This window comes from Streptomyces sp. NPDC090994 (genome assembly GCF_044768905.1).
Classification (GTDB): Bacteria; Actinomycetota; Actinomycetes; order Streptomycetales; family Streptomycetaceae; genus Streptomyces.
The window spans coordinates 632,441-656,403 of the sequence record NZ_JBIVWS010000001.1; the positions used below are offsets into that span (position 1 = coordinate 632,441).

Below are 23,963 nucleotides of genomic sequence, written 5' to 3' on the forward strand. Positions count from 1 at the left end.
CGACCATGCGCCCCCCGATCACCCTGCGCGCCCCCGCGCCGGACCGCCCGGACGCCCGGACACGCGAAAGAGGCCGGCCACCCCCGCAAGGGCGACCGGCCTCCAGCGACGACCGTCCGTCGTGACTACCGCCGGTGCGACGACCGTCCGTCGTGACTACCACCGGTATGACGACCGCCGGTGTGACGACCGCCGTCGTGACTACCTCCGGTGCTGTGAGTCCGCCACCGTGACCTCGACCCGCTGGAACTCCTTCAGCTCGCTGTAGCCGGTGGTGGCCATGGCGCGGCGCAGGGCGCCGAACATGTTCATCGAGCCGTCGGGGTGGTGGGACGGCCCGGTGAGGACCTCCTCCAGGGTGCCGACCGTGCCGAGGTGGACCTTCTTGCCGCGCGGCAGCTCCTCGTTGACGGCCTCCATGCCCCAGTGGTGGCCCTTGCCCGGCGCGTCCGTCGCGCGGGCCAGCGGCGAGCCGATCATCACCGAGTCGGCACCGCAGGCGATCGCCTTGGGCAGGTCGCCGGACCAGCCGACGCCGCCGTCCGCGATGACGTGCACGTACCGGCCGCCGGACTCGTCCATGTAGTCCCGGCGGGCCGCCGCCACGTCGGCGACCGCGGTCGCCATCGGGACCTGGATGCCCAGCACGTTGCGCGTGGTGTGCGCGGCGCCGCCGCCGAAGCCGACGAGGACACCCGCCGCGCCGGTACGCATCAGGTGCAGGGCGGCGGTGTAGGTGGCGCAGCCGCCGACGATCACCGGGACGTCGAGTTCGTAGATGAACTGCTTGAGGTTCAGCGGCTCGGCGGCGCTGGAGACGTGCTCCGCGGAGACGGTCGTACCGCGGATGACGAAGATGTCCACGCCCGCGTCCACGACGGCCTTGGAGAACTGGGCGGTGCGCTGCGGGGAGAGCGCGGCGGCGGTGACCACACCGGCCTCGCGCACCTCCTTGATGCGCTGCCCGATCAGCTCCTCGCGGATCGGCGCGGCGTAGATCTCCTGGAGGCGGCGGGTCGCGGTCTCCGAATCCAGGCCGACGATCTCGTCGAGCAGCGGCTGCGGGTCCTCGTACCGCGTCCAGAGCCCTTCCAGGTTCAGTACGCCGAGGCCGCCCATCTCGCCGATGCGGATGGCGGTGGCCGGGGAGACGACCGAGTCCATGGGGGCGGCCAGGAAGGGCAGCTCGAAGCGGTAGGCGTCGATCTGCCAGGCGATCGAGACCTCCTTCGGGTCTCGCGTACGGCGGCTCGGGACGACGGCGATGTCGTCGAAGGCGTATGCCCGGCGGCCGCGCTTGCCGCGCCCGATCTCGATCTCAGTCACGTGTGTGGCCTTTCCCTCATGCGTTGCAGCGTCTTCCAGTATCCCCGACGGACACGGACGAGGGCGGCCCCGGTGCTCCGGGGCCGCCCTCGGGAAGCGCTTCGCTCACTTACGGCTGTAGTTCGGCGCCTCGACCGTCATCTGGATGTCGTGCGGGTGGCTCTCCTTCAGGCCCGCGGAGGTGATCCGCACGAAGCGGCCCTTGGACTCCATCTCCTCGATGGTGGCCGCGCCGACGTAGCCCATGGTCTGGCGCAGACCGCCGACGAGCTGGTGCAGCACGTTGGCCAGGGGGCCGCGGTAGGGCACCTGGCCCTCGATGCCCTCGGGCACGAGCTTGTCGTCGGAGGCCACCTCGGCCTGGAAGTAGCGGTCCTTGGAGTACGACTTCCCCTGGCCACGGGACTGCATGGCGCCCAGCGAGCCCATGCCCCGGTACGACTTGAACTGCTTGCCGTTGATGAACTGCAGCTCGCCCGGCGACTCCTCGCAGCCCGCGAGCAGGCTGCCCAGCATCACCGTGTCGGCGCCGGCGGCCAGCGCCTTGCCGATGTCACCGGAGTACTGCAGTCCGCCGTCGCCGATCAGCGGCACACCGGCCGGCCGGGCGGCCAGGGACGCCTCGTAGATCGCCGTGACCTGCGGGACGCCGATGCCGGCGACCACTCGGGTGGTGCAGATGGAGCCGGGGCCGACGCCCACCTTGATGCCGTCGACGCCGGCGTCGATGAGTGCCTGGGCGCCGTCGCGGGTGGCGACGTTGCCGCCGATGACGTCTATGCCGACACTCGACTTGATCTTCGCCATCCAGCTCAGGGCGTTGCTGTTGTGGCCGTGCGAGGTGTCGACGACCAGGAAGTCCACCCCGGCCTCGGCGAGGGCCTGGGCGCGGTCGAGCGCCTCGGGGCTGGCGCCCACGGCGGCGCCGACGATCAGGCGGCCCTCCGCGTCCTTGGCGGCGTGCGGGTACTGCTCGGCCTTCACGAAGTCCTTGACCGTGATCAGGCCCTTGAGGACGCCGTCGCCGTCGACCAGCGGCAGCTTCTCGATCTTGTGGCGGCGCAGCAGCTCCATGGCGTCCACACCGGAGATGCCGACCTGGCCGGTGACCAGCGGCATCGGCGTCATGACCTCGCGCACCGGCCGGGAGCGGTCGGTCTCGAAGGCCATGTCACGGTTGGTGACGATGCCGAGCAGCTTGCCGGCGCCGTCGGTGACCGGCACGCCGCTGATGCGGAACTTGGCGCACAGCGCGTCCGCCTCGCCGAGGGTGGCGTCCGGGTGGATGGTGATGGGGTTGGCCACCATGCCGGACTCGGAGCGCTTGACCAGGTCGACCTGGTTGGCCTGGTCCTCGATGGACAGGTTCCGGTGCAGGACGCCGACACCGCCCTGACGGGCCATGGAGATCGCCATCCGGGACTCGGTCACCTTGTCCATCGCCGCGGAGAGCAGCGGGATGTTGACCCGCACGTTGCGGGAGATGCGGGACGAGGTGTCGACCGCGTTCGGGAGCACAGCGGAGGCGCCCGGCAGCAGCAGCACGTCGTCGTAGGTCAGCCCGAGTGTCGCGAATTTATCGGGCACTCCGTCGACGTTCGCAGTCATGACACCTTCCCCAAATGGCCTTGATCGGTGCGGATGTCCATGCTAACGGGAAGTGAGGGTGGCGCATTCCACGATCATGGGCATCTTCCGCCGCCGTATGTTCGTACGAAAGTGACGGGCCGCCCGTTCAACGGGACGGCCACCGCCCCCGGGCAGGGCACGCCCGTGCCCGGCAGGGCACGCCTGTCCCGCCGGTGCGGCTACTGCTCCGCCAGGGCCCGCAGCCGGCTCAGCGCGCGGTGCTGCGCCACGCGGACGGCGCCGGGTGACATTCCCAACATCTGGCCGGTCTCCTCCGCCGTGAGCCCCACCGCGATGCGCAGCAGGAGCAGTTCCCGCTGGTTGTCGGGGAGGTTGGCCAGCAGCTTCTTGGCCCACTCGGCGTCGCTGCTGAGCAGGGCGCGCTCCTCGGGGCCGAGGGAGTCGTCGGGCCGCTCGGGCATCTCGTCGGAGGGGACGGCGGTCGAGCCGGGGTGGCGCATCGCGGCGCGCTGGAGGTCGGCGACCTTGTGGGCGGCGATGGCGAAGACGAACGCCTCGAACGGGCGTCCGGTGTCCTTGTAGCGGGGCAGTGCCAGGAGCACCGCCACGCAGACCTCCTGGGCCAGGTCCTCCACGAAGTGACGCGCGTCGCCGGGCAGCCGGGACAGCCGGGTGCGGCAGTAGCGCAGTGCGAGGGGGTGGACATGGGCGAGCAGGTCGTGCGTGGCCTGCTCGTCCCCGTCTACGGCACGGTGGACGAGCGCACCGACTGTTCCCCCTTGCCCAGGGGCCGTCTCGTCGTCACGCATCGGTCCATGGTGCCTTGCGGCCGTCTGGTCCGCTCCGCCGCGTCCGTTGTTGTGCACCGAAGCGTTATGAGCAGGTGCGCCGGAACTCATCCCCTGCGCCCTCCCCTTCCGCTCGACCGACTCGTCCCCGAGGAACTCCACACCTCAAGGATGCGGCATCGGCGCCGAAACGGGCAGCGGGCACCCGACGGTTCCGCTCGTCACCCCCGCCCACCTGGTGATGAGCGGGATCCGCCGCGCCGCCGCCGAGGTCTGCCGCCCCCTCGCCGGGGTCCGCCGCGCCGCCGCCGGGGACTGCCGCACGTCCGCCGGGATCCGTCGCACTCGCGCCGGGGTCCGCCGCGCCTCCGCCAGGGTCTGCCGTACCCCCGTCGAGGTCCGCCGCGCCGCCGCCGAGATCCGTCGCACCCTCGCCCGGGTCCGCCGCGTCTCCGTACGCCCCCGTGGGTCCGCGCCTCACGGGCGTCGCCTAACGGACCAGGCCCCACCGGAAACCGAGCGCCACCGCGTGTGCCCGGTCCGAGGCGCCGAGCTTCTTGAAGAGCCGCCGGGCGTGGGTCTTGACGGTGTCCTCGGAGAGGAACAGCTCACGGCCGATCTCCGCGTTGGAGCGGCCGTGGCTCATGCCCTCCAGGACCTGGATCTCGCGCGCGGTGAGCGTGGGCGCGGCGCCCATCTCGGCCGAGCGCAGCCGCCGCGGGGCGAGCCGCCAGGTCGGGTCGGCCAGCGCCTGGGTGACCGTGGCCCGCAGTTCGGCGCGCGAGGCGTCCTTGTGCAGATAGCCACGGGCGCCGGCGGCGACCGCGAGGGCCACGCCGTCCAGGTCCTCGGCGACCGTGAGCATGATGATGCGCGCGCCGGGGTCGGCGGACAGCAGCCGCCGGACCGTCTCGACGCCGCCCAGGCCGGGCATGCGCACGTCCATCAGGATCAGGTCCGAGCGGTCGGCACCCCAGCGGCGGAGGACTTCCTCGCCGTTGGCCGCCGTCGTCACGCGCTCGACACCGGGCACGGTCGCGACCGCGCGGCGGAGCGCCTCTCGGGCAAGCGGGGAGTCGTCGCAGACGAGGACCGATGTCATGGCTGTCCTCCGCGGCTCTCACAGCTGCTGCGCGTCACCTTGAGCCTCCAGGCTGGTACGAAATTCGTCACCTGTGCGGTCACCGTCTCGGACGCCCGCCCGAGCGCTTGTTCCTGCAACCGCCTCCGCCCTCTCAACGACGGTCACTCGAAAGAGTTACGGGGCTGTGTGTCGTCTTCGGCACTCTACGTGAGGGGACGAACACGACGCAGTCACGCGCGGGGACCCTCAATCTTTCACCACAACCCGTGCCCCATTTAGACGCTTTTCTTCCGCTTTGGAGGTGTCTGGCACTAGATTCGCAATGGGTCATATTTTCATCTCCTTAGATCGTAGTTGTACGGTCGTGGATACGGCATCCACCCATATCGGTTACAAGGGGTCACGCAATGGCAGATTTCTCCCGCCTTCCCGGACCTAACGCGGACCTGTGGGACTGGCAGCTGCTGGCCGCCTGCCGCGGGGTGGACAGCTCGCTCTTCTTCCACCCGGAGGGGGAGCGCGGCGCGGCCCGAAGCGCTCGTGAGAACTCGGCCAAGGAGGTCTGCATGCGGTGCCCGGTCCGCGCCGAGTGCGCCGCGCACGCGCTGGCGGTACGTGAGCCGTACGGCGTGTGGGGCGGACTGACCGAGGACGAGCGCGAGGAACTGATGGGACGGGCGCGCCATCGTCTGGTCCCCGCGGCGGCCGGCGGCACGGACGCCGCCCCGAACAGCTGAAGGAACGTTTCTGCAAGCGCCGTACGTGGCACGCGCGCGGGTCAGCGCCCCGCGGCCCGCGCCAGCTGGTCGAGCGTCGCCGCGACGGCCGGCACCTGCGCCAGGTCGGGCAGGGTGAGGGCGACGATCTCTCGCCGCACCGCCGGTTCCAGCCGCACCGTGCGGGCGCCCCGCGGCCGTACCGAGTCGACCGCGAGCTGGGGGAGGACCGCGACGCCGAGACCGGCGCCGACCAGGCCGACGACCGCCGGGTAGTCGTCGGTGGCGAAGTCGATCCGGGGGGAGAAACCGGCCGCCTCGCACACCTCGACCAACTGGCCGCGACAGCGCGGGCAGCCCGCGATCCACGGCTCGTCGGCCAGCTCCCCGATGGCGACGGACCCGGCGCGCGCCAGGGCATGCCGGTCGGGTACGAGCGCCACCAGCCGGTCCGTCAGCAGGGGCCGTACGACGAGGTCGTCCCACTCCTCGGCGCCGCCCGCGGCTCCCTCGTAACGGAACGTGAGCGCCACGTCGCAGTCGCCCTCGCGCAGCAGTTCGACCGAGGCGGGGGGTTCGGCCTCCTCCAGCGAGACCCGGGTGCCGGGGTGGGCGGCGCGCAGGGCGGCGAGCGCGGTGGGGACGAGGGTGGAGCTGCCGCTGGGGAAGGAGACCAGGCGGACCCGTCCGGCGCGCAGCCCGGCGATGGCGGCGACCTCCTCCTCGGCGGCGGTGAGCCCGGCGAGGATGCCCGCGGCGTGCCGGACCAGGGCCTCGCCGGCCTGGGTCAGCCGCATGTCGCGCTGGCCGCGGACCAGCAGGGGCGTGCCGACGGACGCCTCCAGGGCCTTCATCTGCTGGCTGACCGCGGGCTGGGTGCAGCCCAGCGCGCGCCCCGCCGCCGAGAACGAGCCGGTGGCGGCCACGGCGCGCAGCACGCGGAGATGACGAGCCTCGATCACGCGACCGAGGATAAGCGACCGGGACCGTCACGGATAAGCGATGCTTTGGCCTGGAGGCGGAAAACGCGTCGACGCTTTGGCCGTGGCTCTTCTACCGTGCCGGACATGAAGCTTCTCTCCGTGAACCTGGGCCGCCCCGAGCCGGTGCCGTACAGCGATCACCCCCAAGGCGTGACCGGGATCGACAAGCGGCCCGTCGACGGGCCGGTGCGGATCGCGGCGCCGGGACCGGACGGGGGCGGCGGGGTCGTCGGGGACGCGGTCTGCGACACCCGCCACCACGGCGGCGACGACCAGGCGGTGTACGCGGTGGCCCGCGAGGACCTCGACGACTGGGAGCGCGAACTGGGGCGCACGCTGCGCTCCGGCGCGTTCGGCGAGAACCTCACCACCGTGGGCCTGGACGTCTCCGGGGCGCTGATCGGCGAGCGCTGGCGGATCGGCCCCGACGTGCTCCTGGAGGTCACCTGCGGACGCATCCCCTGCCGCACCTTCCAGGGCCACCTGGGTGAGAAACAGTGGGTGAGGCGGTTCACGCGCAAGGGCGCGCCCGGGGCGTACCTGCGGGTGATCGAGCCCGGCGAGGTACGGGCGGGCGACCCGGTCGAGGTCGTGCACCGGCCCGGTCACGAGGTGACGGTGGCGCTGCAGTTCCGCGCGGTGACGACCGAACGGGAGCTGCTGCCGCGCCTGCTGGCGGCGGGCGAGGCGCTGCACCCGGTGGCGCTGGCGCAGGCTCGGGCGTACGCAGAGGGGTCCCGGACTTCCCCCAGGGGTGCCGAGCCTTCACCGGCGCTTCACCGGACGAAGGCTCGGTGAGCAAACCGGACGTTGACAGTCCGGGTCACTAACCTTGCGCCATGACAACGGCATTGATTACGGGATCGACGTCAGGCATCGGCGCCGCGTTCGCGCGGCGGCTGGCGGCCGACGGGCACGACCTGGTGCTGGTCGCCCGCGACACCCGGCGGCTGCGCGAGCAGGCGACCGAACTGCACGACCGGCACGGTATCGAGGCCGAGGTCCTGACCGCCGACCTGGCCGAGGACACCGGCATCGAGGCGGTGGCCGCCCGGCTGGACGACCGCAAGAACCCGGTCGACCTGCTGGTCAACAACGCCGGCTTCGGCAACAAGGGCCGCTATCTCGACGTACCCATGGCCGACGAGCTGCGGATGCTCAAGGTGCATTGCGAGGCGGTGCTGCGGCTGACGTCGGCGGCGGCGACGGCGATGCGCGCGCGGGGCCGGGGCGGTGTGGTCAACGTGGCCTCGGTCGCCGCGTTCGTCCCGCGCGGCACGTACGGCGCCTCCAAGGCGTGGGTCGTGCAGTTCACCCAGGGCGCGGCGCGGGACCTGGCCGGCAGCGGCGTACGGCTGATGGCGCTGGCGCCCGGTTTCGTGCGCACGGAGTTCCACGAGCGGGCCGGGATGGGCACGGACAGCATCCCCAACTGGATGTGGCTGGACGCCGACAAGCTGGTCGCGGCGGCCCTCGACGACCTGGCCCGGGGCAAGACCCTGTCGATCCCCGACCCCCGCTACAAGGCCCTGATGGGCGCGGCGAAGCTGGTGCCGCGGGGCGTGCTGGGGGCGGTCAGCTCGCGGACGCGGAAGTACGGGCCGCAGTAGCCGGCGGGCCGAGGTACTCCCCCGGCGCACAGCCACGGGTGATAGCGAAGGGGGATGTACGACGGCCGGAGCATGACGGGAAGCGGGAGCGGCGGGGCGGCGGAGGTGATGCCGCCCGGTGCGCGCGGGGCGGCGGCGCGGCCGAGACCGCGTCCGGGGTTCCGGCCCGACATCGAAGGGCTGCGGGCGCTCGCGATCGGGCTCGTCCTGCTGTACCACGCCGGTGCGGCCCGCCTCGCCGGCGGCTACGTCGGCGTCGACGTCTTCTTCGTGATCTCGGGTTTCCTCATCACCGGCCTGCTGGTGCGGGAGCTGGGCCGCACCGGCCGCGTCTCGCTGGCCGGGTTCTACGCCCGGCGGATGCGCCGCCTGCTGCCCTCGGCGCTGACGGTGCTGGCCGCGGTCGTCCTGGTGGCCTGGCTGCTGGTCTCCCCCGCCGGCCTGCGCGACGTCTTCCTGGACGTCGTCACCGCCGCGCTGTACGTCGTCAACTGGCGCCAGGCGGCCGAGGCCGTCGACTACTCGGCGCTGGGCACCGCGGCCAGCCCCGTCCAGCACTTCTGGTCGCTGGCGGTCGAGGAGCAGTTCTACGTGGTGTGGCCGCTGCTGCTGGTCGCCGTGGCCCGGTGGGGCCGGCGCCGGGGCCGGGACGCGCGGCCGTGGCTGGCCGGGGTGCTCGCGGTGACGGCCGCCGCCTCCTTCTGGTACGCCCTCGCGCTCACCCGGCAGGCGGCCGGTGCGGCGTACTTCTCCACCGGGACGCGGTACTGGGAACTGGCGGCCGGCGGGCTGCCGGCGCTGGTGCCGGGCTCCTGGTGGCGGCGGGTGCCGCGGTGGGCGGCCGGTACGGCGGGCCTGGCCGGGGTCGCCGCGATCGGCGCCGCCGCGCTCTGCTTCGGGGAGGACACCGCCTTCCCCGGCCCGTGGGCGCTGCTGCCGGTGCTCGGGACGGTGGCGGTGGTCGCGGCGGGCGCGGTGGCCGTGGACACCCCGGCGGGCCGCCTCCTCTCCCTCGCCCCCGTCCGCTGTGTCGGCCGGATCTCGTACTCCTGGTACCTGTGGCACTGGCCGTTCCTCGCCTTCACCACGGTGTGGCTGGGCGAGCCGCCCCTGTCGGTGGCGCTGCTCGCGGTCGCCCTCTCCTGGATACCGGCCGCGCTCACCCACCGGTACGTGGAGAACCGTTTCCGGCACGCTCCCGAGCGGTCCGTACGGCCGCACCGTTCCGGCCTGGTGCTCGGCGCGGCCTGCACGGCGGGCGCGGTGCTCTGCGGGGCGGTGTCCTGGACGGCGGTGCCGGGCACCCGGCTCGCGGCGGCGGCGGACGCGCCCGGCGCGGCGGTGCTGACGGCGGGCGACACGGACCTCCAGCGCAGCGCGGACGCGTTGCGTCCGTTGCCGGAGACGGCCGAGGACGACGTGGACGACGCGCACGACGACTGTCTGGTCGACCAGTTGGACTCCACTCTGGCCAGTGGCTGCGTCTACGGCGACACCTCCTCCGGCACCACCGTGGTGCTGTTCGGCGATTCGCACGCCGTCCAGTGGACGCCCGCGCTGCAGACCATCGCCGAGCGGCGCGGCTGGCGCCTGGAGGTGCTGACCAAGTCGGCCTGTTCACCGGCCGAGGTGACGATGTGGGCGACCCAGTTGAAGCGGGCGTACACCGAGTGCGACACCTGGCGGGAGGCGGCACTCCAGCGGATCGAGGCGGAGCAGCCGGCCCTGGTGGTGACCGGGGCGCGGGCGACCACACCGGTGGCGGGCGACGGCACGCGGCTCGGCGACACGGCGGGCGCGGAACTCACCGAGGAGGGCTACGCGAAGACGCTGCGGCGGCTGACCGGGACCGGCGCGAAGGTGCTGACCTTCGCCGACAATCCGCACCCCGCGCAGGACGTGCCGTCCTGCGTCTCGGGCGCGCTGGACTCCCTCGCGGACTGCGCCACCGCGAAGGGCGACGCGCTCGGCTTCGAGCAGGTCGGCGAGGTGGCGACGGACGAGGTCGACGGGGCGTCACTCATCGACGCGACACCGATGCTCTGCCGGGACGGGGAGTGCCCGGCGGTCATCGGCAGCGTGGTCGTGTACCGCAACGACGACCATCTGACGGCGACGTATGTACGGACGATGACGGCGTGGCTGGGCGGGGAGTTGCCGGTGGCGGTGTGACGGAGGGAGGGGCGCCCGGTCAGCCGGACGCCCCTCCCCCGTACGTCAACCGCGCGCTGCCATGCGCACGAACGCCGCCCATTCATCGACGCCGACGGAGAGGATCGTCTCCGACGGTCGCTTGGAGTCACGTATCAGTACGGACGCGCCCGCTTCAGCGATCTCGACGCAATCTCCGCCACTGCCGGAGCTGTAACTGCTCTTCGTCCAGGCGACCTCCACGCACTGGCCGCCGTCACCCGCGCTGTGACTGCTCTTGACCCAGGTCGGCCCAGCTGTCTGATTCGTGTCCTTCACAACTCTCCCAACAGCTTCTCGATGAAGGCCAGGGAGTCGCTGGGAGTCAGCGCCTGCGCTCGGAGCACGCCGTACGTCGCTTCCAACGGACTGACCTCCTTGGGCTCGGAGTACAGGATGCTTGCCTCCTGCACCTCCATGTATCCAATCCTGCGCTGGTCCGGGAGATGGATCAACGTGAATGCGCCGCCAAGCCCGGCGTGTTCAGCGCGTTCCGTCGGCATGACCTGCATCTCTACGTTGCGCTCGTGCCCGAAGAGAAGGAGTTGTTCCAACTGGCCGCGCAGCACAGGACGTCCCCCGACAGGGCGGCGTAGCGCCTGCTCCTCGATGACGAAGCTCAGTAGTGGCGCGGGGCGTCGGGCGAACAGCTTCTGCCTCTCCAGCCGTGCCGCGACACGCTGTTCAATGACCTCCTCACCAAGGAGTGGGCGCCACATGGTGAAGACGGCTCTTGCGTACGCCTCCGTTTGCAACAGGCCCTTGATCACGTGGTTGTCGTAGGCGTGCAGCTCGGCCGCCTGTGCCTCCAGCTCCGCGTACTGCCGGAAGAACGACGGATACCGAGCCTTGGCCACCTCCTTCTTCATGGCCATCAGCACGCCCCGCGCCCCCACCGCCCGGTCGATCGCGTCGATCATGTCCGGCTTGGGAATCCGGCGCCCCTGCTCCACCGCCGCCACCTGGGCCTCGCTGTACCCGACCAGCGCCCCCAACTGCGCCTGGGTGAGCCCCGCCGCCTCCCGGAACAGCTTCACCTGACACCCGAAGCACTTCAGGAACCCCCCACGGGAGTCGTCCAGCCCCATGCTGCTCGCGTCCATCCGCCGCGCCCCTTCGCGTCCGTCCAACCACCCTCCGTAGCCGGAGAGTAGGGCGCCGAGCGAGCCCCCGCAGCCCAATCCCCTTCACGCAACGCGTACGTGTGCACCCGGCTGTACGCGCTGTACGCCCTGTACGGAAACCCCGACCGCCCTTACAGAACCGGGCCGTCTGGCCGTACCCCCTGGTCAGGAGGGTGGACCGGCCGCGACCTTCGGTGCATGGACACTCCCCCCTTCACCCTGCGCTTCTCCTCCACGCCCCGCGGCGCCCGGCTCGCCCGGCGGCTCGCCTCCCAGCGGGTGGACGCCTGGGGCTGGACGTACGGCAGCGCGGTGCACGACACCGTCGAGCTGATCGTCGCCGAGCTGGCCGCGAACGCCGTCACGCACGGCCGGGTGCCCGGCCGGGACGCGGAGCTGCGGCTGGTCCCCTTCCCCGCCCTCGGGTTCGTACGGGTCGAGGTGAGCGACACGCTCGGGGAGTGCCTGCCGCGACCGACGAGCGGTGATCCCGGCGAGGACAGCGGGCGTGGTCTGCTGCTGGTGACCGCGCTCGCCGACCGCTGGGGCGTGTGCGAACGGGTCGGCGGGCCCGGGAAGACGGTGTGGGCGGTGGTCGCGGACGTGTCCGACGGGCGCTACGCCTCCGGTCCGAGCCCCTCGCCGCACAGTGCGCGGACCTCCGCCAACAGGTCCGGGTAGTGCTCCCCGTGGGTGCCCAGCGCATGCCAGACCGCGTCCAGGGCCGCGCGCAGGGGGTCGGGGTCGGCGGCTGCGGGTATGGCCGGGAGGGCGTAGTGGGGCTGGGAGATGCGGTGGGGTGGGCGGGGTTCGTCGGCTGGGCGGATCTCCGCGTAGGTCGCGTGGAACTGCTCCTTGGCCGAGCGTGTCGGTGTGGGCGTGCCCAGGTACCGGCCGAGGCCCTGGCGGGTGGGCCGTGGGGTGTCCGCCCGTCGGGGGGCCGGCATCGGCTGGTCCGGGTGGGGCTCCGGTGGCTGGTACGGCGGGCGCTCCGGGGGCCTCGCCTCCAGGACCGAGGTGCCGGGGACCCGGGGGTCGGTGCGCAGGGCGTCCCACATCGCGGTCCGGCTCTCGTCGGGGCCGTCGAACGGCGGCGGCAGGGGGCGTCCCTCGGTGAGGGCGGTGAGCGCCCCCGCGATCCACGGGACGTCCGTCAGGCCCGCCGCCTCGCAGGCGCGGTGCGCGGCCCGTACCGCCACCCGGCGCTGGACCTCGGGACCGGCCGCGTCCAGGGTGTGCACCAGGTCGGGGTCGAAGCGCAGCAGGCCGCGGACGTTGCCGCCCACGGCGCGCAGGGTGGCGCTGGGCAGCCGGCCGCCCCATTCCCAGCGCTCGCGGTGCAGGCGGCGCTGCTCGGCGGCGCGGGCCTTCGCCTCGCGGGCCCGGCGCTCGGCCTCGGTGCGTTCCTCCGGGGTGGGGGGCGGCGGGAGTTCGCGCGCGTGGTCGTGATGGTAGGCGGCGTGCGGGGAGGTCTGGCGGATCACCCGGTCCGGGGCGGGCGGGGCGGGCCAGAACTGGAGGAGGTACGTGTCGGCCGGTGGATCTTCGGGAGACCGGGTGTCGCGCCGGCGGCCCTCGTCGAATCCCCGGGCGCAGTAGCGCACCCGGTGGTCGGTCACGGCGAGGCCGAGGTCCCAGGCGGCCTCGCCCGCCCACTGCGACAGGCGGGTCCGCTCCGACACGGGACGGAAGGACGCCTCCACCACCTCCTCCCACTCCGGGTCCAGGGCGGGCTCCTCGTCGTGGACCTCGACCGTGAAGCCGACGCTGCCCGTGTGCAGTCCGGTGATCAGCCAGAGGAAACCGGGCGTGGCGGCCCCGCACAGTCCTTCGCGCTGGCCCGCGAACGCCTCGCGCAGCTCCGGAATCAAGCAGTTCGGATCGCTCTCCACGTAGGTCTGGCCGTACTCGACCCGCACCTCGCCCCTGATCGGTGTACGCACCGTCGCCCCTCCCTCGGTCACCTGTTCACAGCATGCCGCAGGGCACTGACATCGATGCTGATACCCGGGTCCCGGAGACGCCGGTGCCCGGCACCCCACGAGGGGGTGCCGGGCACCGGAAGGGTCGCGCAGCCTCAGTGGCTGTGGCCGTGGCTGTGGCCCGCGGCGGCCGGCTCTTCCTCTTCCTTCTTCTCGACGACCAGGGTCTCGGTCGTCAGGAGGAGGGAGGCGATGGAGGCGGCGTTCTCCAGGGCGGAGCGGGTGACCTTCACCGGGTCGATGACGCCGGCCTTGACCAGGTCGCCGTACTCACCGGTGGCGGCGTTGTAACCGCTGCCCTTCTCCAGCTCCTTGACCTTGGAGACGATGACGTAGCCCTCCAGGCCGGCGTTCTCCGCGATCCAGCGCAGCGGCTCGACGACGGCGCGGGCGACCACGGAGACACCGGTGGCCTCGTCGCCGGTCTTGTCGAGGTTGCCCTCCAGGACCTTGGACGCGTGGACCAGGGCGGAGCCACCACCGGAGACGATGCCCTCCTCGACCGCGGCGCGGGTCGCGGAGATGGCGTCCTCCAGACGGTGCTTGCGCTCCTTCAGCTCCACCTCGGTGGCGGCGCCGACCTTGATCACGCACACGCCGCCGGCCAGCTTGGCGAGGCGCTCCTGGAGCTTCTCGCGGTCCCAGTCGGAGTCCGTGGCCTCGATCTCGGCCTTGATCTGGTTGACGCGGCCCTCGACGTCGGCCTTGTCGCCGGCACCGTCGACGATGGTGGTGTCGTCCTTGGTGACGGTGATGCGGCGGGCGGTGCCGAGCACGTCCAGGCCGACCTGGTCGAGCTTGAGGCCGACCTCCTCGGAGATGACCGTGGCGCCGGTGAGGACCGCCATGTCCTGGAGCATCGCCTTGCGGCGGTCACCGAAGCCGGGGGCCTTGACGGCCACCGCGTTGAAGGTGCCGCGGATCTTGTTGACGACCAGGGTGGAGAGCGCCTCGCCCTCGACGTCCTCGGCGATGATCAGCAGCGGCTTGGAGGAGTTGGCCTGGATGACCTTCTCCAGCAGCGGCAGCAGGTCCTGGATGGAGGAGATCTTGCCCTGGTTGATCAGGATGTAGGCGTCCTCCAGGACGGCCTCCATGCGCTCCTGGTCCGTGACGAAGTACGGCGACAGGTAGCCCTTGTCGAAGGCCATGCCCTCGGTGAAGTCCAGCTCCAGACCGAAGGTGTTGGACTCCTCGACGGTGATGACACCGTCCTTGCCGACCTTGTCCATCGCCTCGGCGATCAGCTCGCCGACCTGGCTGTCCTGCGCGGACAGCGCGGCGACGGCGGCGATGTCGGACTTCTCGTCGATCGGGCGGGCGGTGGCGAGCAGGTCGTCGGAGACCGCCTTGACGGCCGCGTCGATGCCCTTCTTCAGCAGCGCCGGGGAGGCACCGGCGGCGACGTTCTTCAGGCCCTCGCGGACCAGCGCCTGGGCCAGCACGGTGGCGGTGGTCGTACCGTCACCCGCGATGTCGTTGGTCTTGGTCGCCACCTCCTTCACCAGCTGGGCGCCCAGGTTCTCGTACGGGTCCTCGATCTCGACCTCACGGGCGATCGTGACACCGTCGTTGGTGATGGTGGGGGCGCCGAACTTCTTGTCGATGACGACATTGCGGCCCTTGGGACCGATCGTCACCTTCACCGTGTCAGCGAGCTTGTTGACGCCGCGCTCGAGGGCGCGACGGGCGTCCTCGTCGAACTTCAGGATCTTCGCCATGGGAGCGTGAGCCCTCTTCCGGAATGTGGGTTAACGACGCTGCGCCCCGGGCGCCCGGCTTCTTGGTGGTGGCGGGGGCCAGGGGCGCAGCTGAAAAGCAATGTGCTTCGGGTGAATTACTTCTCGACGATCGCGAGGACGTCGCGGGCCGAGAGGACGAGGTACTCCTCGCCGTTGTACTTCACCTCGGTGCCGCCGTACTTGCTGTAGAGCACGACGTCACCGACGGAGACGTCGAGCGGAAGACGGTTGCCGTCCTCGAAGCGGCCCGGGCCCACGGCCAGGACGACGCCCTCCTGGGGCTTCTCCTTGGCAGTGTCCGGAATGACCAGGCCCGAGGCCGTGGTCTGCTCGGCGTCGAGCGGCTGGACCACGATGCGGTCCTCGAGCGGCTTGATGGCAACCTTGGAGCTGGCGGTCGTCACGATCCGACCTCCCCCTTCGGAGATCTCACGGGGTTAACTGTCTGAGGTGGCGACCAGGTCGATCCGTCGTCGCGGGTGCCGGACCTGCCCGTCGCGTTGTTGGCACTCTCCTGGGGGGAGTGCCAGACCTGAGACTATGACCGCGATTAGCACTCGGTCAAGCGGAGTGCCAATCCTCGCGGCGCGTCGGCGGGGATTCGCCGGCGGACGCCGGTTTCCGTGACGCCCCGGCACGGGGGTGCGCGTCGCCGGGACGTCACAGGTGGTCCTCCAGGCGTCCCACCCTCAGCCCCGCCCTCTCGATCTGCCGCAGTACCCGCTCCGTACGCTCCGTCAGGGACGTTCCCTTGGGCCGGTCGGGGTCGACGGCGATGATGTCGCCGGGGCGCAGGCGGGGCTCGCCGTGGGTGAAGGTCAGGGCGCCGGTCGCGTCCGGGGCGGCCCGCCACAGGACGACCGCCGTGATGCCGCAGCCGGCGGCGGCCCGCAGGGTCGCCGTGTCGTAGCGGCCGTAGGGCGGGCGGAAGAGCCGGGGGCGGACGCCGAAGCGGGCCTTCAGCTTGCGCTGCTGGCCGCAGATCTCGGCGCGCTGGCCGGCGTAGGGCAGGCCGCGCAGGGCGGGGTGGTCGAGGGTGTGGTTCTGCAGGCTCGCGCCGACCGCGCGCAGCCGCGCGAAGTGGCCGTACGCCGGTCCGGCGACCTGGTCGGTGAGGAACAGGGTGACCGGCAACCGCCGGTCGCGGACGAGGGGGGGGAAGCCGGGGTCGCGTTCGGCGCCGTCGTCGTAGGTGAGGAAGACGACGCGGTCGCGGGTGGGGACGTGGTCGACGACGGGCGGCAGCCCGCCCGCCGGGCCCCCGCCCGTCCCCGGGCCCGCCGCGGGGGCGCCGGCCGTGGCGCAGGCGGTGAGCAGGGCGGCGGCCAGGGCGGCTCCCGCCGTGGCCGCCCGCCGCCGCCTCACAGGTAGTCCTCCAGGCGGGCCACCGCGTATCCCTCGGCGGTGACCTTGTCCAGGAACCGGCGGACCATGTCGCGCATGGTGCCGTCCCAGTCCTTCGTGCCGCGGAAGTGGGTGAGGACGATGTCGCCGGGGTGGATCTCGCGGTCCCACTCGCGGTAGTCCCAGTGGTCGGCGAAGACCTCCTCGTTCCACAGCGGGACGTGCGTGATGCCGCAACTCTTGGCGGCGACCAGGGTGTCCTGGTCGTAGTTGCCGAAGGGCGGGCGGAAGACGGCGGGGCGCTTGCCGTACTGCTCGCGGATCACCTCCTGCATGCCGCAGATCTCGCGTTTCTGCTCGGCGTAGGAGAGGCCCGGCAGGTAGGGGTGGGTGAGGGTGTGGTTGTTCAGGGTGACGCCGCGGGCCTGCATCTTCTTGAAGTAGGCGTAGTCGTCCTTCACCAGGTAGTCGCTGAGGAAGGCGGTGTACGGGACCTTCAGGTCGCTCATCATCTTCAGGAAGCGGCGGTCCTTCTCGCCGCCGTCGTCGATGGTGAGGAAGACGATCTTCTCCTTGGTCGGGACCGTGGTGAAGACCGGCGGGAGGCCGCGTTCGGCGTGGTCGTCGACCTCGAAGCCGTCGCGGGTGGGGATCTCCGGTTTCTCGGCCGGGGGCGGGGGCGCGGGCAGCGGGGCCCGCTTCAGCCCCCAGCGCTTCGCCGCGGCGTGCGCGGCGCGCAGCTTGCCCGCGTAGGCGTCCAGCGCGCGGGCCGGCGGCGCCTTGAGGGGCTGGCCGGCGGCGGGCCGCACCTCGGAGGAGCCCAGTGCACAGCCCGGGACGAGAGTGGCGACGGCGAGCACGGCGAGACCGCCCCGGACGCGCGCCCTCCCCCCGCGACGTACCCGATTTTTGTCATTTTGTACTACTGCTCGCATGGTGCCGGATCCTCGCAGCCGCCGGACCGTCAGCCCGCCCGACACGCGACCGGAGGTGAACGGTCCACCGCCTGGCCCACAATGGCCCGGTGAACGACCTCGACGCCCTCCTCGCCCTCGACACCCCCGCCGGCCGCGACCTGCTCGACCAGGTGCGCGACACCGATCCCGCCGAGGAGCTGGCCGTCGCCACCCGGCTGCGCCGCACCCACCCGGCCGACCTCGTCTCGGCGGCCCTGGGCCAGGCGCGGCTGCGGCAGCGGGCGGTGGCGAAGTTCGGGGCCGAGGACGCCGGGCGGATGTTCTTCACGCCCAACGGGGTCGAGCAGTCGACGCGGGCGAGTGTCGCCGCGTACCGCGCCCGGCGCTTCACCGAGCTGGGCGTGACCTCCGTCGCCGACCTGTGCTGCGGGATCGGCGGGGACGCGATCGCGCTGGCCCGGGCCGGGATCAGGGTGCTGGCGGTGGACCGGGACCCGGCGACGGCCGCCGCCGCCCGCGCCAACGCCGAGGCGCTGGGGCTCGACGGGCTGATCGAGGTGCGGGAGGGGGATGTCGCGGAGGTGGAGACCGGCGGGTACGACGCGGTCTTCGTCGACCCCGCCAGACGGGGCGGCCGGGGCCGGATCTTCGACCCCGAGGCCTACTCGCCGCCCCTGTCGTGGGCCGTGCGGGCGGCCCGTACGGCGTCCCGGGCCGCCGCGCTGAAGGTGGCGCCCGGCATCCCGCACGAGGCGGTGCCCGACGGCGCCGAGGCCGAGTGGATCTCCGACGGCGGGGACGTCAAGGAGGCGGTGCTGTGGTTCGGCACCGAGCCGGGCGCGGTGCGGGCGACACTGCTGCCGGGCCCGCGCACCCTGCTCTCCCGCCGGCTGCCCGACCCGGACGTCCGCACGCCCGGCCGGTACCTCTACGAGCCGGACGGCGCCGTCATCCGCGCCCACCTGGTCGCCGAGGTGGCCGACCAGGTCGGCGGCGGGCTGCTCGACGCGACGATCGCGTACGTCACGGCGGACGCGCTGCGGCCGACGCCGTACGCCACGGCGTACGAGATCACCGACCTGATGCCCTTCAACGTCAAGAAGCTGAAGGCGCTGCTGCGGGAGCGGGGCGTCGGCACGCTGACCGTGAAGAAGCGCGGCTCGGCCGTCGAACCGGAGGAGCTGCGCCGCAAGGTCAAGCCCCAGGGGCCGCACGCGGCGACGGTGTTCCTGACCCGGGTGGCGGGGGCGCCGTTCATGCTCGTCGGCGCCCCCGCGGGTCCGGTCACCGGCGGTCCGGTTACTGGCGGTGGACCGTCCTGAGGGAGTCCAGGTGCGGGTCGGAGCCGACGGGGCCGGAGCGGGCGACCGTGACCTCCTGCCCGTCGTTGGTCCGCATGGTCGACCGGGCGGTCGCCGCGGGGCTCGCCGGGACCTTGCCGTCGTAGTACGGGTGGTACGTGAACTGCGTGCCGCTCGCGCTGATCGACGAGCCCGCCGTGTTCAGCGCGGTCACCGTCACCGCGGCGGTGTCACCGAAGGCGATCGCTCCCTGCGTACCGGCCGACTGGCGCAGCAGGTAGCTCTTGGTCTCGGCGGACAGGGCGGGGCGGGACGTCCACAGCAGCGGGCCGAAGACGTTCATGGCCGAGCCGGCCGAGACGCCGTCGCGCCAGTTGCCCGCGTAGGCGAGGCCGACCTGGCTGGGCGCGGTCCACCAGAACTTGGCGACGGCCACCGACAGCGCGGCGTCGGTGGAGCCCGTGATCGGGTAGTACGAGTACGTCGACGGCCACTTGGAGAACGTGGAGTGGGTCAGCGCGTACTTCGCCGCCGACCCGACCGTGATGATCATGGTCTTGTCGGGGTTCAGGCTGTTGAGGTAGGACCGCACCCCGGTGCTCAGCTTGTTGCCGCTGGTCAGCACCAGGCCGCCGGCGCTGCCGGTGCCGTCGGCGCCCGCGGCGGCGGCTGCGGCGAGAGCGCCCTGGTAGTCGGTGCCGTCGGCCAGGAAGACGTACTTCGGGGCGGTGGTGACCACCTTGGCCACCGAGACCGAGGTGGCGTACCGGTCCGCGGCGGAGATCCGCTTGGGGACGTAGCCGAGGGTGCGCAGCTGGGCGGCGGCCGAGGAACTCAGTACCGAGGTGCCGCCGATCATCCACACGTCGGCGCCGGGCTTCAGCGTCCGCTTCAGCTCGTTCCTCACCGCCGTCGACAGCCCCGACTTCGGGGTCATCAGGACCGGCGCCTGCTTCTTGCCGGCCAGGGTGGCGGCGGTCAGCGCGTACCCCGGACTGTCCTGCTGGACCAGGACGGCCGCCTTGGCGTCCAGCAGCCCCGGCACGTCACCGCCGATGTCGTTGAAGGTCCAGCGGGAGGCGGCGATGCCGGTGGCGTAGGCGTCGGCGCCCCAGACCCGGGCGGTGCTGTTCTTGCGCAGCGGCTGCCAGCTCGGGCTGTCCACGTACGCGCTCTGCGCGGCGTCGGTGACGGCGGTCAGCTCGCCGGTGGCCAGGTCGGCGTACTCGACGGTGTGCACGTCGGTGCTGTTCGGGGCGGTGTGGGCGTCGAAGACGATCCGCTCGCCGGTGGGCGACCAGGACGGGTTGGCGTACCAGCGCGGACCGCTGGTGAGCTGCGTGACCGCGCTGCCGTCGGCGTTCGCCGTGAAGACCTGCGGGTTGCCGTCGGCGTCCGCGCGGACGAAGGCGAGCCGGGTGCCGTCCGGCGACCAGGCGGGCTGCGCGGCGTCGGTCAGGACGCGCTTGACCGTGCCGGCGGCGCCGTCGAAGACGTACACGCCGGCGTTGTCGTAGCAGCCGTAGCCGGTGCTGCGGGTGAAGGCGACCTGGCCGGACGGGTTCACCGCCGGGTCGGTGTCGCAGACGGTGGACGGCTCCTGGGCGTCCGTCAGCAGCGGGACGGGCGCCCACGAGCCGTCGGACGGGCCGTAGACGAGCTGGCCGGCGGTGGAGAAGACGACGTAGCGCCCGCCCCACCAGTAGGCCAGGTCCTCGTAGGCGGCGCTGGAGCGGACGCCTTCCGCCCAGGGCAGGGTGATGGGCGTGGAGCCGCTCGCCCGGTAGCTGGTGATCCGGCCGGCGGAGGTGATCAGCCGGCTGCCGTCCGGCGCCCAGGCCGCGTCGGTGCCGCCGACACCGGGAATCTGGGTGACCTGCCCGGTCGCCGGGTCGATCAGCCCTCCCCCGCTGGTGAGGATCTTGCCCTCGGTACCCGGCCAGGGTCCGGCGTCGTCGGCGACGGCGCCGGGCGCGGTGGCCAGGGTGCCCACGGCGGCGAGTACCGCCGAGGTGGCGAGCGCCGCGGCACGGCGGCGCGTGAACAGTCTCAAGTTGTCGACCCCCCACGGATCGGAGGACATCGATGTCGGCGTCGCTGTCGACGCCGGTGCCGATGTCACGGAGAAGTGCCGCGCGGGGCCGGGTCGGTGTGTTCTCCCGTCGACCTCACAGCCGTTCCACAGCGGCGGCGTCAGTGTAGGTGCGGGCGAGGCGCCGGGGACACGTGTTCGAGTCGATCATTGAGTGAACAGTGGGCCTCGTGTGGGTGAAGAGGCCGGTTCAGTCGCGGGAGCGGGGATGACGGCACTCCTCCGCCCGCCGGGTGAGCAGCTCGCGCTCCCGGGCGTTGCCGGTCAGGGACGCCGCTTTGGCGAACTCGGCGTGGGCCTCGGCGGTGCGGCCGAGGCGGTGGAGGAGGTCGCCGCGGACGCTGGGGAGCAAGTGGTAGGAGCGCAGGGCCGGTTCGGCGGCGAGGGCGTCGACGATCTCCAGGGCGGGGGCCGGGCCCTCGGCCATCGAGACGGCGACCGCGCGGTTCAGCTCCACGACCGGGGACGGGGCGCGGGCGGCGAGCAGGGCGTAGAGGGCGGCGATGCGGGGCCAGTCGGTCTCCTCGTAGGTGTACGCCTGGGCGTGGCAGGCGGCGATCGCGGCCTGGAGGACGTACGGGCCCGGGGCGGCGGCGTCGGCCCGGGCGAGGGCGGTGAGGCCGCGGGTGATGAGCAGGCGGTTCCAGCGGCCGCGGTCCTGGTCCTTGAGGAGGACCGGGGCGCCGTCGGGGCCGGTGCGGGCGGCGGCGCGGGAGGACTGGAACTCCAGCAGGGCGGTGAGGCCGTGCACCTCCGGTTCCTTCGGCATCAGGGCGGAGAGCACGCGGGCGAGGCGCAGGGCGTCCTCGCAGAGGGCGGGGCGGAGCCAGTCGTCGCCCGCGGTGGCCGCGTACCCCTCGTTGAAGATCAGGTAGATGACGTCGAGTACGGAGCCGAGGCGGGCCTCGCGGTCGGGGCCGTACGGCACTTCGAAGGCGACGTTCCGGGTGGCCAGGGTGCGCTTGGCGCGGACGATGCGCTGGGCGACCGTCGGCTCGGGGACCAGGAAGGCGCGGGCGATCTCGGCGGTGGTGAGGCCGCCGAGCAGGCGCAGGGTGAGGGCGGTGCGGGCCTCGGCGGAGAGCACCGGGTGGCAGGTGGTGAAGACCAGGCGGAGCAGGTCGTCGTCGATGTCGTCCGGGTCGGCGGGTTCCTCGGGCGGGGCCGTGTCGTCGAGGGTCCGGCCGATCTCGGCGAGCTTGCGGGCGTAGTTCTCCCGGCGGCGGACCAGGTCGACGGCGCGGCGGCGGGCGGTGGTCATGAGCCAGGCGCCCGGGTTGTCCGGGATGCCGTCGCGGGGCCACTGCTCCAGGGCGGCGACCAGGGCGTCCTGGGTGAGTTCCTCGGCGATGCCGAGGTCGCGGACGACGCGGGCGACGCCGGCGACGACCCGCGGGGACTCCAGGCGGAAGACGGTCTCCAGGGCGGCCCGGGCGGTCCGGGCAGTGCGGGTGTCCTGGGCGGTGCGGGCGGCCTGGGCGGCCCGGGCGGTCCGGGTGGCCCCGGCGGCGGTGGGCTGTGGTTCCACAGGCCCCATGCAACACCGTGGGCCGCGCCGGACCAACCGCGGGCCCGTCAGCCGCGTCAGCCGCCAGCCGTCAGCCGTCAGCCCTCGAGGATCTCCCGCACCTCACAGGTGATCGTCCAGTGCTCCTCGTGGGTCTTCAGGAAGCGCTTGACCCACTCGACCGCCTCGGCCTGGTCCTTGGCCTGGAGCATCGCGTACCCGCCGATGACCTCCTTGGTCTCGGTGAACGGGCCGTCGGTGACGGAGAGCTGTCCGCCCGTGTAGTGGACGCGGGCGCCCTGGGCGGTGGGGGCGAGGCCGCCGTCGTCGAGGTGGACGCCGGCCTTGGTCATCTCCTCCATCAGCTTCCCCATGCGTTCCATCAGTTCGGGGCTGGGGCCCCCGGCGGGGACGTCGGTCTCGTCGATGCGGATCAGCGACAGGAAGCGGGGCATGGTGACTCCTCGGGATCGGCGGCCGGGTTCCCGTCCCGGCCTCTCACCCGTACGTCGATCGGGAGGCGACCGGATCGACACGGTCGGGGGAGATTTTTCGAGGGGTCAGCGCAGCGACTCCCACAGCGCGCTCGCGTCCGGCTCGTCGGCGACCACCCGGTTGGCGTCGGACGGGGCCTGCACCACCGGCATCGTCACCGTCTTCACCTCGTCCTCCGCGAGGCCCCCGAGGCTCTGCCCCAGGCTCATCAGCTCGCCCAGGGAGTCCAGTCCGGTGTCGGTGGTGAGGCTGCCGGTGACGGCGTCGGCGACGTCGTAGAGCTGAGCGGGGTCGGTGAGCAGGTCGGTGTCGGAGATCTGCTTCAGCAGCGCCTTGACCAGTTTCTGCTGGAGTTCGATGCGGGCGAGGTCGCTGCCGCCGGATATGCCGTACCGGGTGCGGGCCAGGCCCAGAGCCTGGGTGCCGTCGAGGTGGTGGGTGCCCGCGTCGAGGGTGAGGTGGCTCTTCTCGTCGTCTATGTCCTCGTCGGTGGTGACGGTGACCCCGCCGAGCGCGTCCACCAGCTTGGCGAAACCGGAGAAGTCGATCTCGATGTAGTGGTCCATGCGGACACCGGTGAGCGTCTCGACCGTCTTCACCGCGCACACCGGACCGCCCACCGCGTAGGCGGTGTTGAACATGACCTGGTACGCCTCCCGCGTCGACCCGCCGTCCGCCAGCGGGCAGGACGGGCGGGTGACGAGGGTGTCACGGGGGATGCTGACGACGGTGGCGCCGGTCCGGCCGGCGTCGAGGTGGACGACCATCGCCGTGTCGGAGCGGGCGCCCTCGCTGTCGCCGCCGCCCAGCTCCTCGTTCTCCTCGCCGCTGCGCGAGTCCGAGCCCAGGACCAGGATGTTGAGGGCGCCGGTGGCCTGCGCGGACGCGGACGCCGACACGGACGGCTCCGGGGTGGCGCGGGCGGGGCGGTCGTCGCCGAGCGCGCTGTTGATGTCGACGCCGGTGATGTTGTCGTTGAGGTGCCAGTAGACCCAGCCGGCCGCCGCGACGCCCAGCAGCAGGAGCCCCGCCATCGTGAGGCCGGCGACCTTCAGCCCTCTTGCCCGCCCGCCCATGCGTCCGCCCCTGTCGGCTCTGTCGCCCCTGCCCACGCCCCACGGTGCCGTCACCGGGTGCCCGCCCGGGAAGAACGTACGTCCGAATTGTTGCGG

22 protein-coding genes are annotated in these 23,963 nt (G+C 72.5%); 6 read left to right on the forward strand and 16 right to left on the reverse strand.

The features are described 5' to 3' along the window. Positions 1-201: 201 nt before the first annotated feature. The 4 genes from ACIQR3_RS02890 to ACIQR3_RS02905 form a co-directional block, all read right to left on the reverse strand. Complete coding sequence (locus ACIQR3_RS02890; RefSeq protein ID WP_403533233.1) at positions 202-1,326, reverse strand: GuaB3 family IMP dehydrogenase-related protein; 1,125 nt, start codon at positions 1,324-1,326, stop codon at positions 202-204. A 105-nt stretch (positions 1,327-1,431) separates the two neighbouring features. Beyond that, on the reverse strand, positions 1,432-2,934 hold the full coding sequence (gene guaB / locus ACIQR3_RS02895) for an IMP dehydrogenase (RefSeq protein ID WP_403533237.1): 1,503 nt from the start codon (positions 2,932-2,934) through the stop codon (positions 1,432-1,434). 200 nt (positions 2,935-3,134) lie between these two features. Next, positions 3,135-3,725, reverse strand: a complete 591-nt coding sequence (locus tag ACIQR3_RS02900; protein ID WP_215167476.1) for a sigma-70 family RNA polymerase sigma factor — start codon at positions 3,723-3,725, stop codon at positions 3,135-3,137. Between the two features lie 469 nt (positions 3,726-4,194). Further along, entirely contained in the window at positions 4,195-4,806 is a 612-nt protein-coding gene (locus ACIQR3_RS02905) for a response regulator transcription factor (RefSeq protein ID WP_003948568.1), read from the reverse strand. A gap of 389 nt (positions 4,807-5,195) precedes the next feature. On the opposite strand from ACIQR3_RS02905, the gene ACIQR3_RS02910 reads away from it, so the two are divergent. After that, entirely contained in the window at positions 5,196-5,525 is a 330-nt protein-coding gene (locus ACIQR3_RS02910; RefSeq protein ID WP_403533241.1) for a WhiB family transcriptional regulator, read from the forward strand. A 41-nt stretch (positions 5,526-5,566) separates the two neighbouring features. Here ACIQR3_RS02910 and ACIQR3_RS02915 read toward each other — a convergent pair whose 3' ends face one another. Next, positions 5,567-6,466 (reverse strand): LysR family transcriptional regulator, encoded by a 900-nt coding sequence (locus ACIQR3_RS02915; RefSeq protein WP_403533244.1) that lies wholly within the window; start codon positions 6,464-6,466, stop codon positions 5,567-5,569. 105 nt (positions 6,467-6,571) lie between these two features. Here ACIQR3_RS02915 and ACIQR3_RS02920 point away from each other — a divergent pair, with 105 nt between their 5' ends. From ACIQR3_RS02920 to ACIQR3_RS02930, 3 genes are all read left to right on the forward strand, one after another. Then, positions 6,572-7,285 carry an MOSC domain-containing protein gene (locus tag ACIQR3_RS02920; protein ID WP_403533247.1) on the forward strand — a complete coding sequence of 238 codons (714 nt, stop codon included), beginning with the start codon at positions 6,572-6,574 and terminating at the stop codon, positions 7,283-7,285. A gap of 41 nt (positions 7,286-7,326) precedes the next feature. Further along, a complete protein-coding gene (locus ACIQR3_RS02925) occupies positions 7,327-8,097 on the forward strand; it encodes an SDR family NAD(P)-dependent oxidoreductase (protein WP_403533249.1) in 771 nt (256 codons plus the stop codon). A 72-nt stretch (positions 8,098-8,169) separates the two neighbouring features. Beyond that, positions 8,170-10,269: an acyltransferase family protein gene (locus tag ACIQR3_RS02930; protein ID WP_403533251.1), complete on the forward strand. Its 2,100-nt coding sequence runs from the start codon at positions 8,170-8,172 to the stop codon at positions 10,267-10,269. Positions 10,270-10,314: 45 nt separating this feature from the next. On the opposite strand, the gene ACIQR3_RS02935 is transcribed toward ACIQR3_RS02930, so the two are convergent. Then, positions 10,315-10,566: a DUF397 domain-containing protein gene (locus ACIQR3_RS02935; protein ID WP_403533254.1), complete on the reverse strand. Its 252-nt coding sequence runs from the start codon at positions 10,564-10,566 to the stop codon at positions 10,315-10,317. Further along, the gene (locus ACIQR3_RS02940; RefSeq protein WP_403533257.1) at positions 10,563-11,390 is read right to left on the reverse strand and encodes a helix-turn-helix domain-containing protein; all 828 of its coding nucleotides are present in this window, start codon (positions 11,388-11,390) and stop codon (positions 10,563-10,565) included. Before ACIQR3_RS02940 ends, ACIQR3_RS02935 begins: the two co-directional genes overlap by 4 nt. A 219-nt stretch (positions 11,391-11,609) precedes the next feature. Here ACIQR3_RS02940 and ACIQR3_RS02945 point away from each other — a divergent pair, with 219 nt between their 5' ends. Further along, positions 11,610-12,092: an ATP-binding protein gene (locus ACIQR3_RS02945; RefSeq protein WP_403533260.1), complete on the forward strand. Its 483-nt coding sequence runs from the start codon at positions 11,610-11,612 to the stop codon at positions 12,090-12,092. On the opposite strand, the gene ACIQR3_RS02950 is transcribed toward ACIQR3_RS02945, so the two are convergent. The 5 genes from ACIQR3_RS02950 to ACIQR3_RS02970 all read right to left on the reverse strand — a co-directional run bounded on the left by ACIQR3_RS02950 (position 12,029) and on the right by ACIQR3_RS02970 (position 17,414). Further along, positions 12,029-13,354, reverse strand: a complete 1,326-nt coding sequence (locus ACIQR3_RS02950) for a hypothetical protein (protein ID WP_403533262.1) — start codon at positions 13,352-13,354, stop codon at positions 12,029-12,031. The two genes, ACIQR3_RS02945 and ACIQR3_RS02950, sit on opposite strands and share 64 nt — an antisense overlap. Positions 13,355-13,488: 134 nt before the next feature. Then, the gene (gene groL, locus ACIQR3_RS02955; protein ID WP_403533265.1) at positions 13,489-15,114 is read right to left on the reverse strand and encodes a chaperonin GroEL; all 1,626 of its coding nucleotides are present in this window, start codon (positions 15,112-15,114) and stop codon (positions 13,489-13,491) included. 116 nt (positions 15,115-15,230) lie between these two features. Beyond that, positions 15,231-15,539 (reverse strand): co-chaperone GroES, encoded by a 309-nt coding sequence (groES, locus tag ACIQR3_RS02960; protein WP_019329594.1) that lies wholly within the window; start codon positions 15,537-15,539, stop codon positions 15,231-15,233. Positions 15,540-15,795: 256 nt separating this feature from the next. Continuing rightward, entirely contained in the window at positions 15,796-16,500 is a 705-nt protein-coding gene (locus tag ACIQR3_RS02965; protein ID WP_403533267.1) for a polysaccharide deacetylase family protein, read from the reverse strand. Continuing rightward, complete coding sequence (locus tag ACIQR3_RS02970) at positions 16,497-17,414, reverse strand: polysaccharide deacetylase family protein (protein ID WP_403533270.1); 918 nt, start codon at positions 17,412-17,414, stop codon at positions 16,497-16,499. The genes ACIQR3_RS02965 and ACIQR3_RS02970 overlap by 4 nt, the downstream gene beginning before the upstream one ends. Before the next feature lie 89 nt (positions 17,415-17,503). Here ACIQR3_RS02970 and ACIQR3_RS02975 point away from each other — a divergent pair, with 89 nt between their 5' ends. After that, positions 17,504-18,718, forward strand: a complete 1,215-nt coding sequence (locus ACIQR3_RS02975; RefSeq protein ID WP_403533272.1) for a methyltransferase domain-containing protein — start codon at positions 17,504-17,506, stop codon at positions 18,716-18,718. Here ACIQR3_RS02975 and ACIQR3_RS02980 read toward each other — a convergent pair. The 4 genes from ACIQR3_RS02980 to ACIQR3_RS02995 form a co-directional block, all read right to left on the reverse strand. Further along, a complete protein-coding gene (locus tag ACIQR3_RS02980) occupies positions 18,696-20,750 on the reverse strand; it encodes a cell wall-binding repeat-containing protein (protein WP_403533275.1) in 2,055 nt (684 codons plus the stop codon). The two genes, ACIQR3_RS02975 and ACIQR3_RS02980, sit on opposite strands and share 23 nt — an antisense overlap. 229 nt (positions 20,751-20,979) lie before the next feature. Continuing rightward, positions 20,980-22,326, reverse strand: a complete 1,347-nt coding sequence (locus tag ACIQR3_RS02985) for an RNA polymerase sigma factor (protein ID WP_403533278.1) — start codon at positions 22,324-22,326, stop codon at positions 20,980-20,982. Between the two features lie 68 nt (positions 22,327-22,394). Continuing rightward, a complete protein-coding gene (locus tag ACIQR3_RS02990; protein ID WP_403533281.1) occupies positions 22,395-22,751 on the reverse strand; it encodes a YciI family protein in 357 nt (118 codons plus the stop codon). A gap of 105 nt (positions 22,752-22,856) precedes the next feature. Then, complete coding sequence (locus ACIQR3_RS02995) at positions 22,857-23,867, reverse strand: LCP family protein (protein WP_403533284.1); 1,011 nt, start codon at positions 23,865-23,867, stop codon at positions 22,857-22,859. Positions 23,868-23,963: the final 96 nt, after the last annotated feature.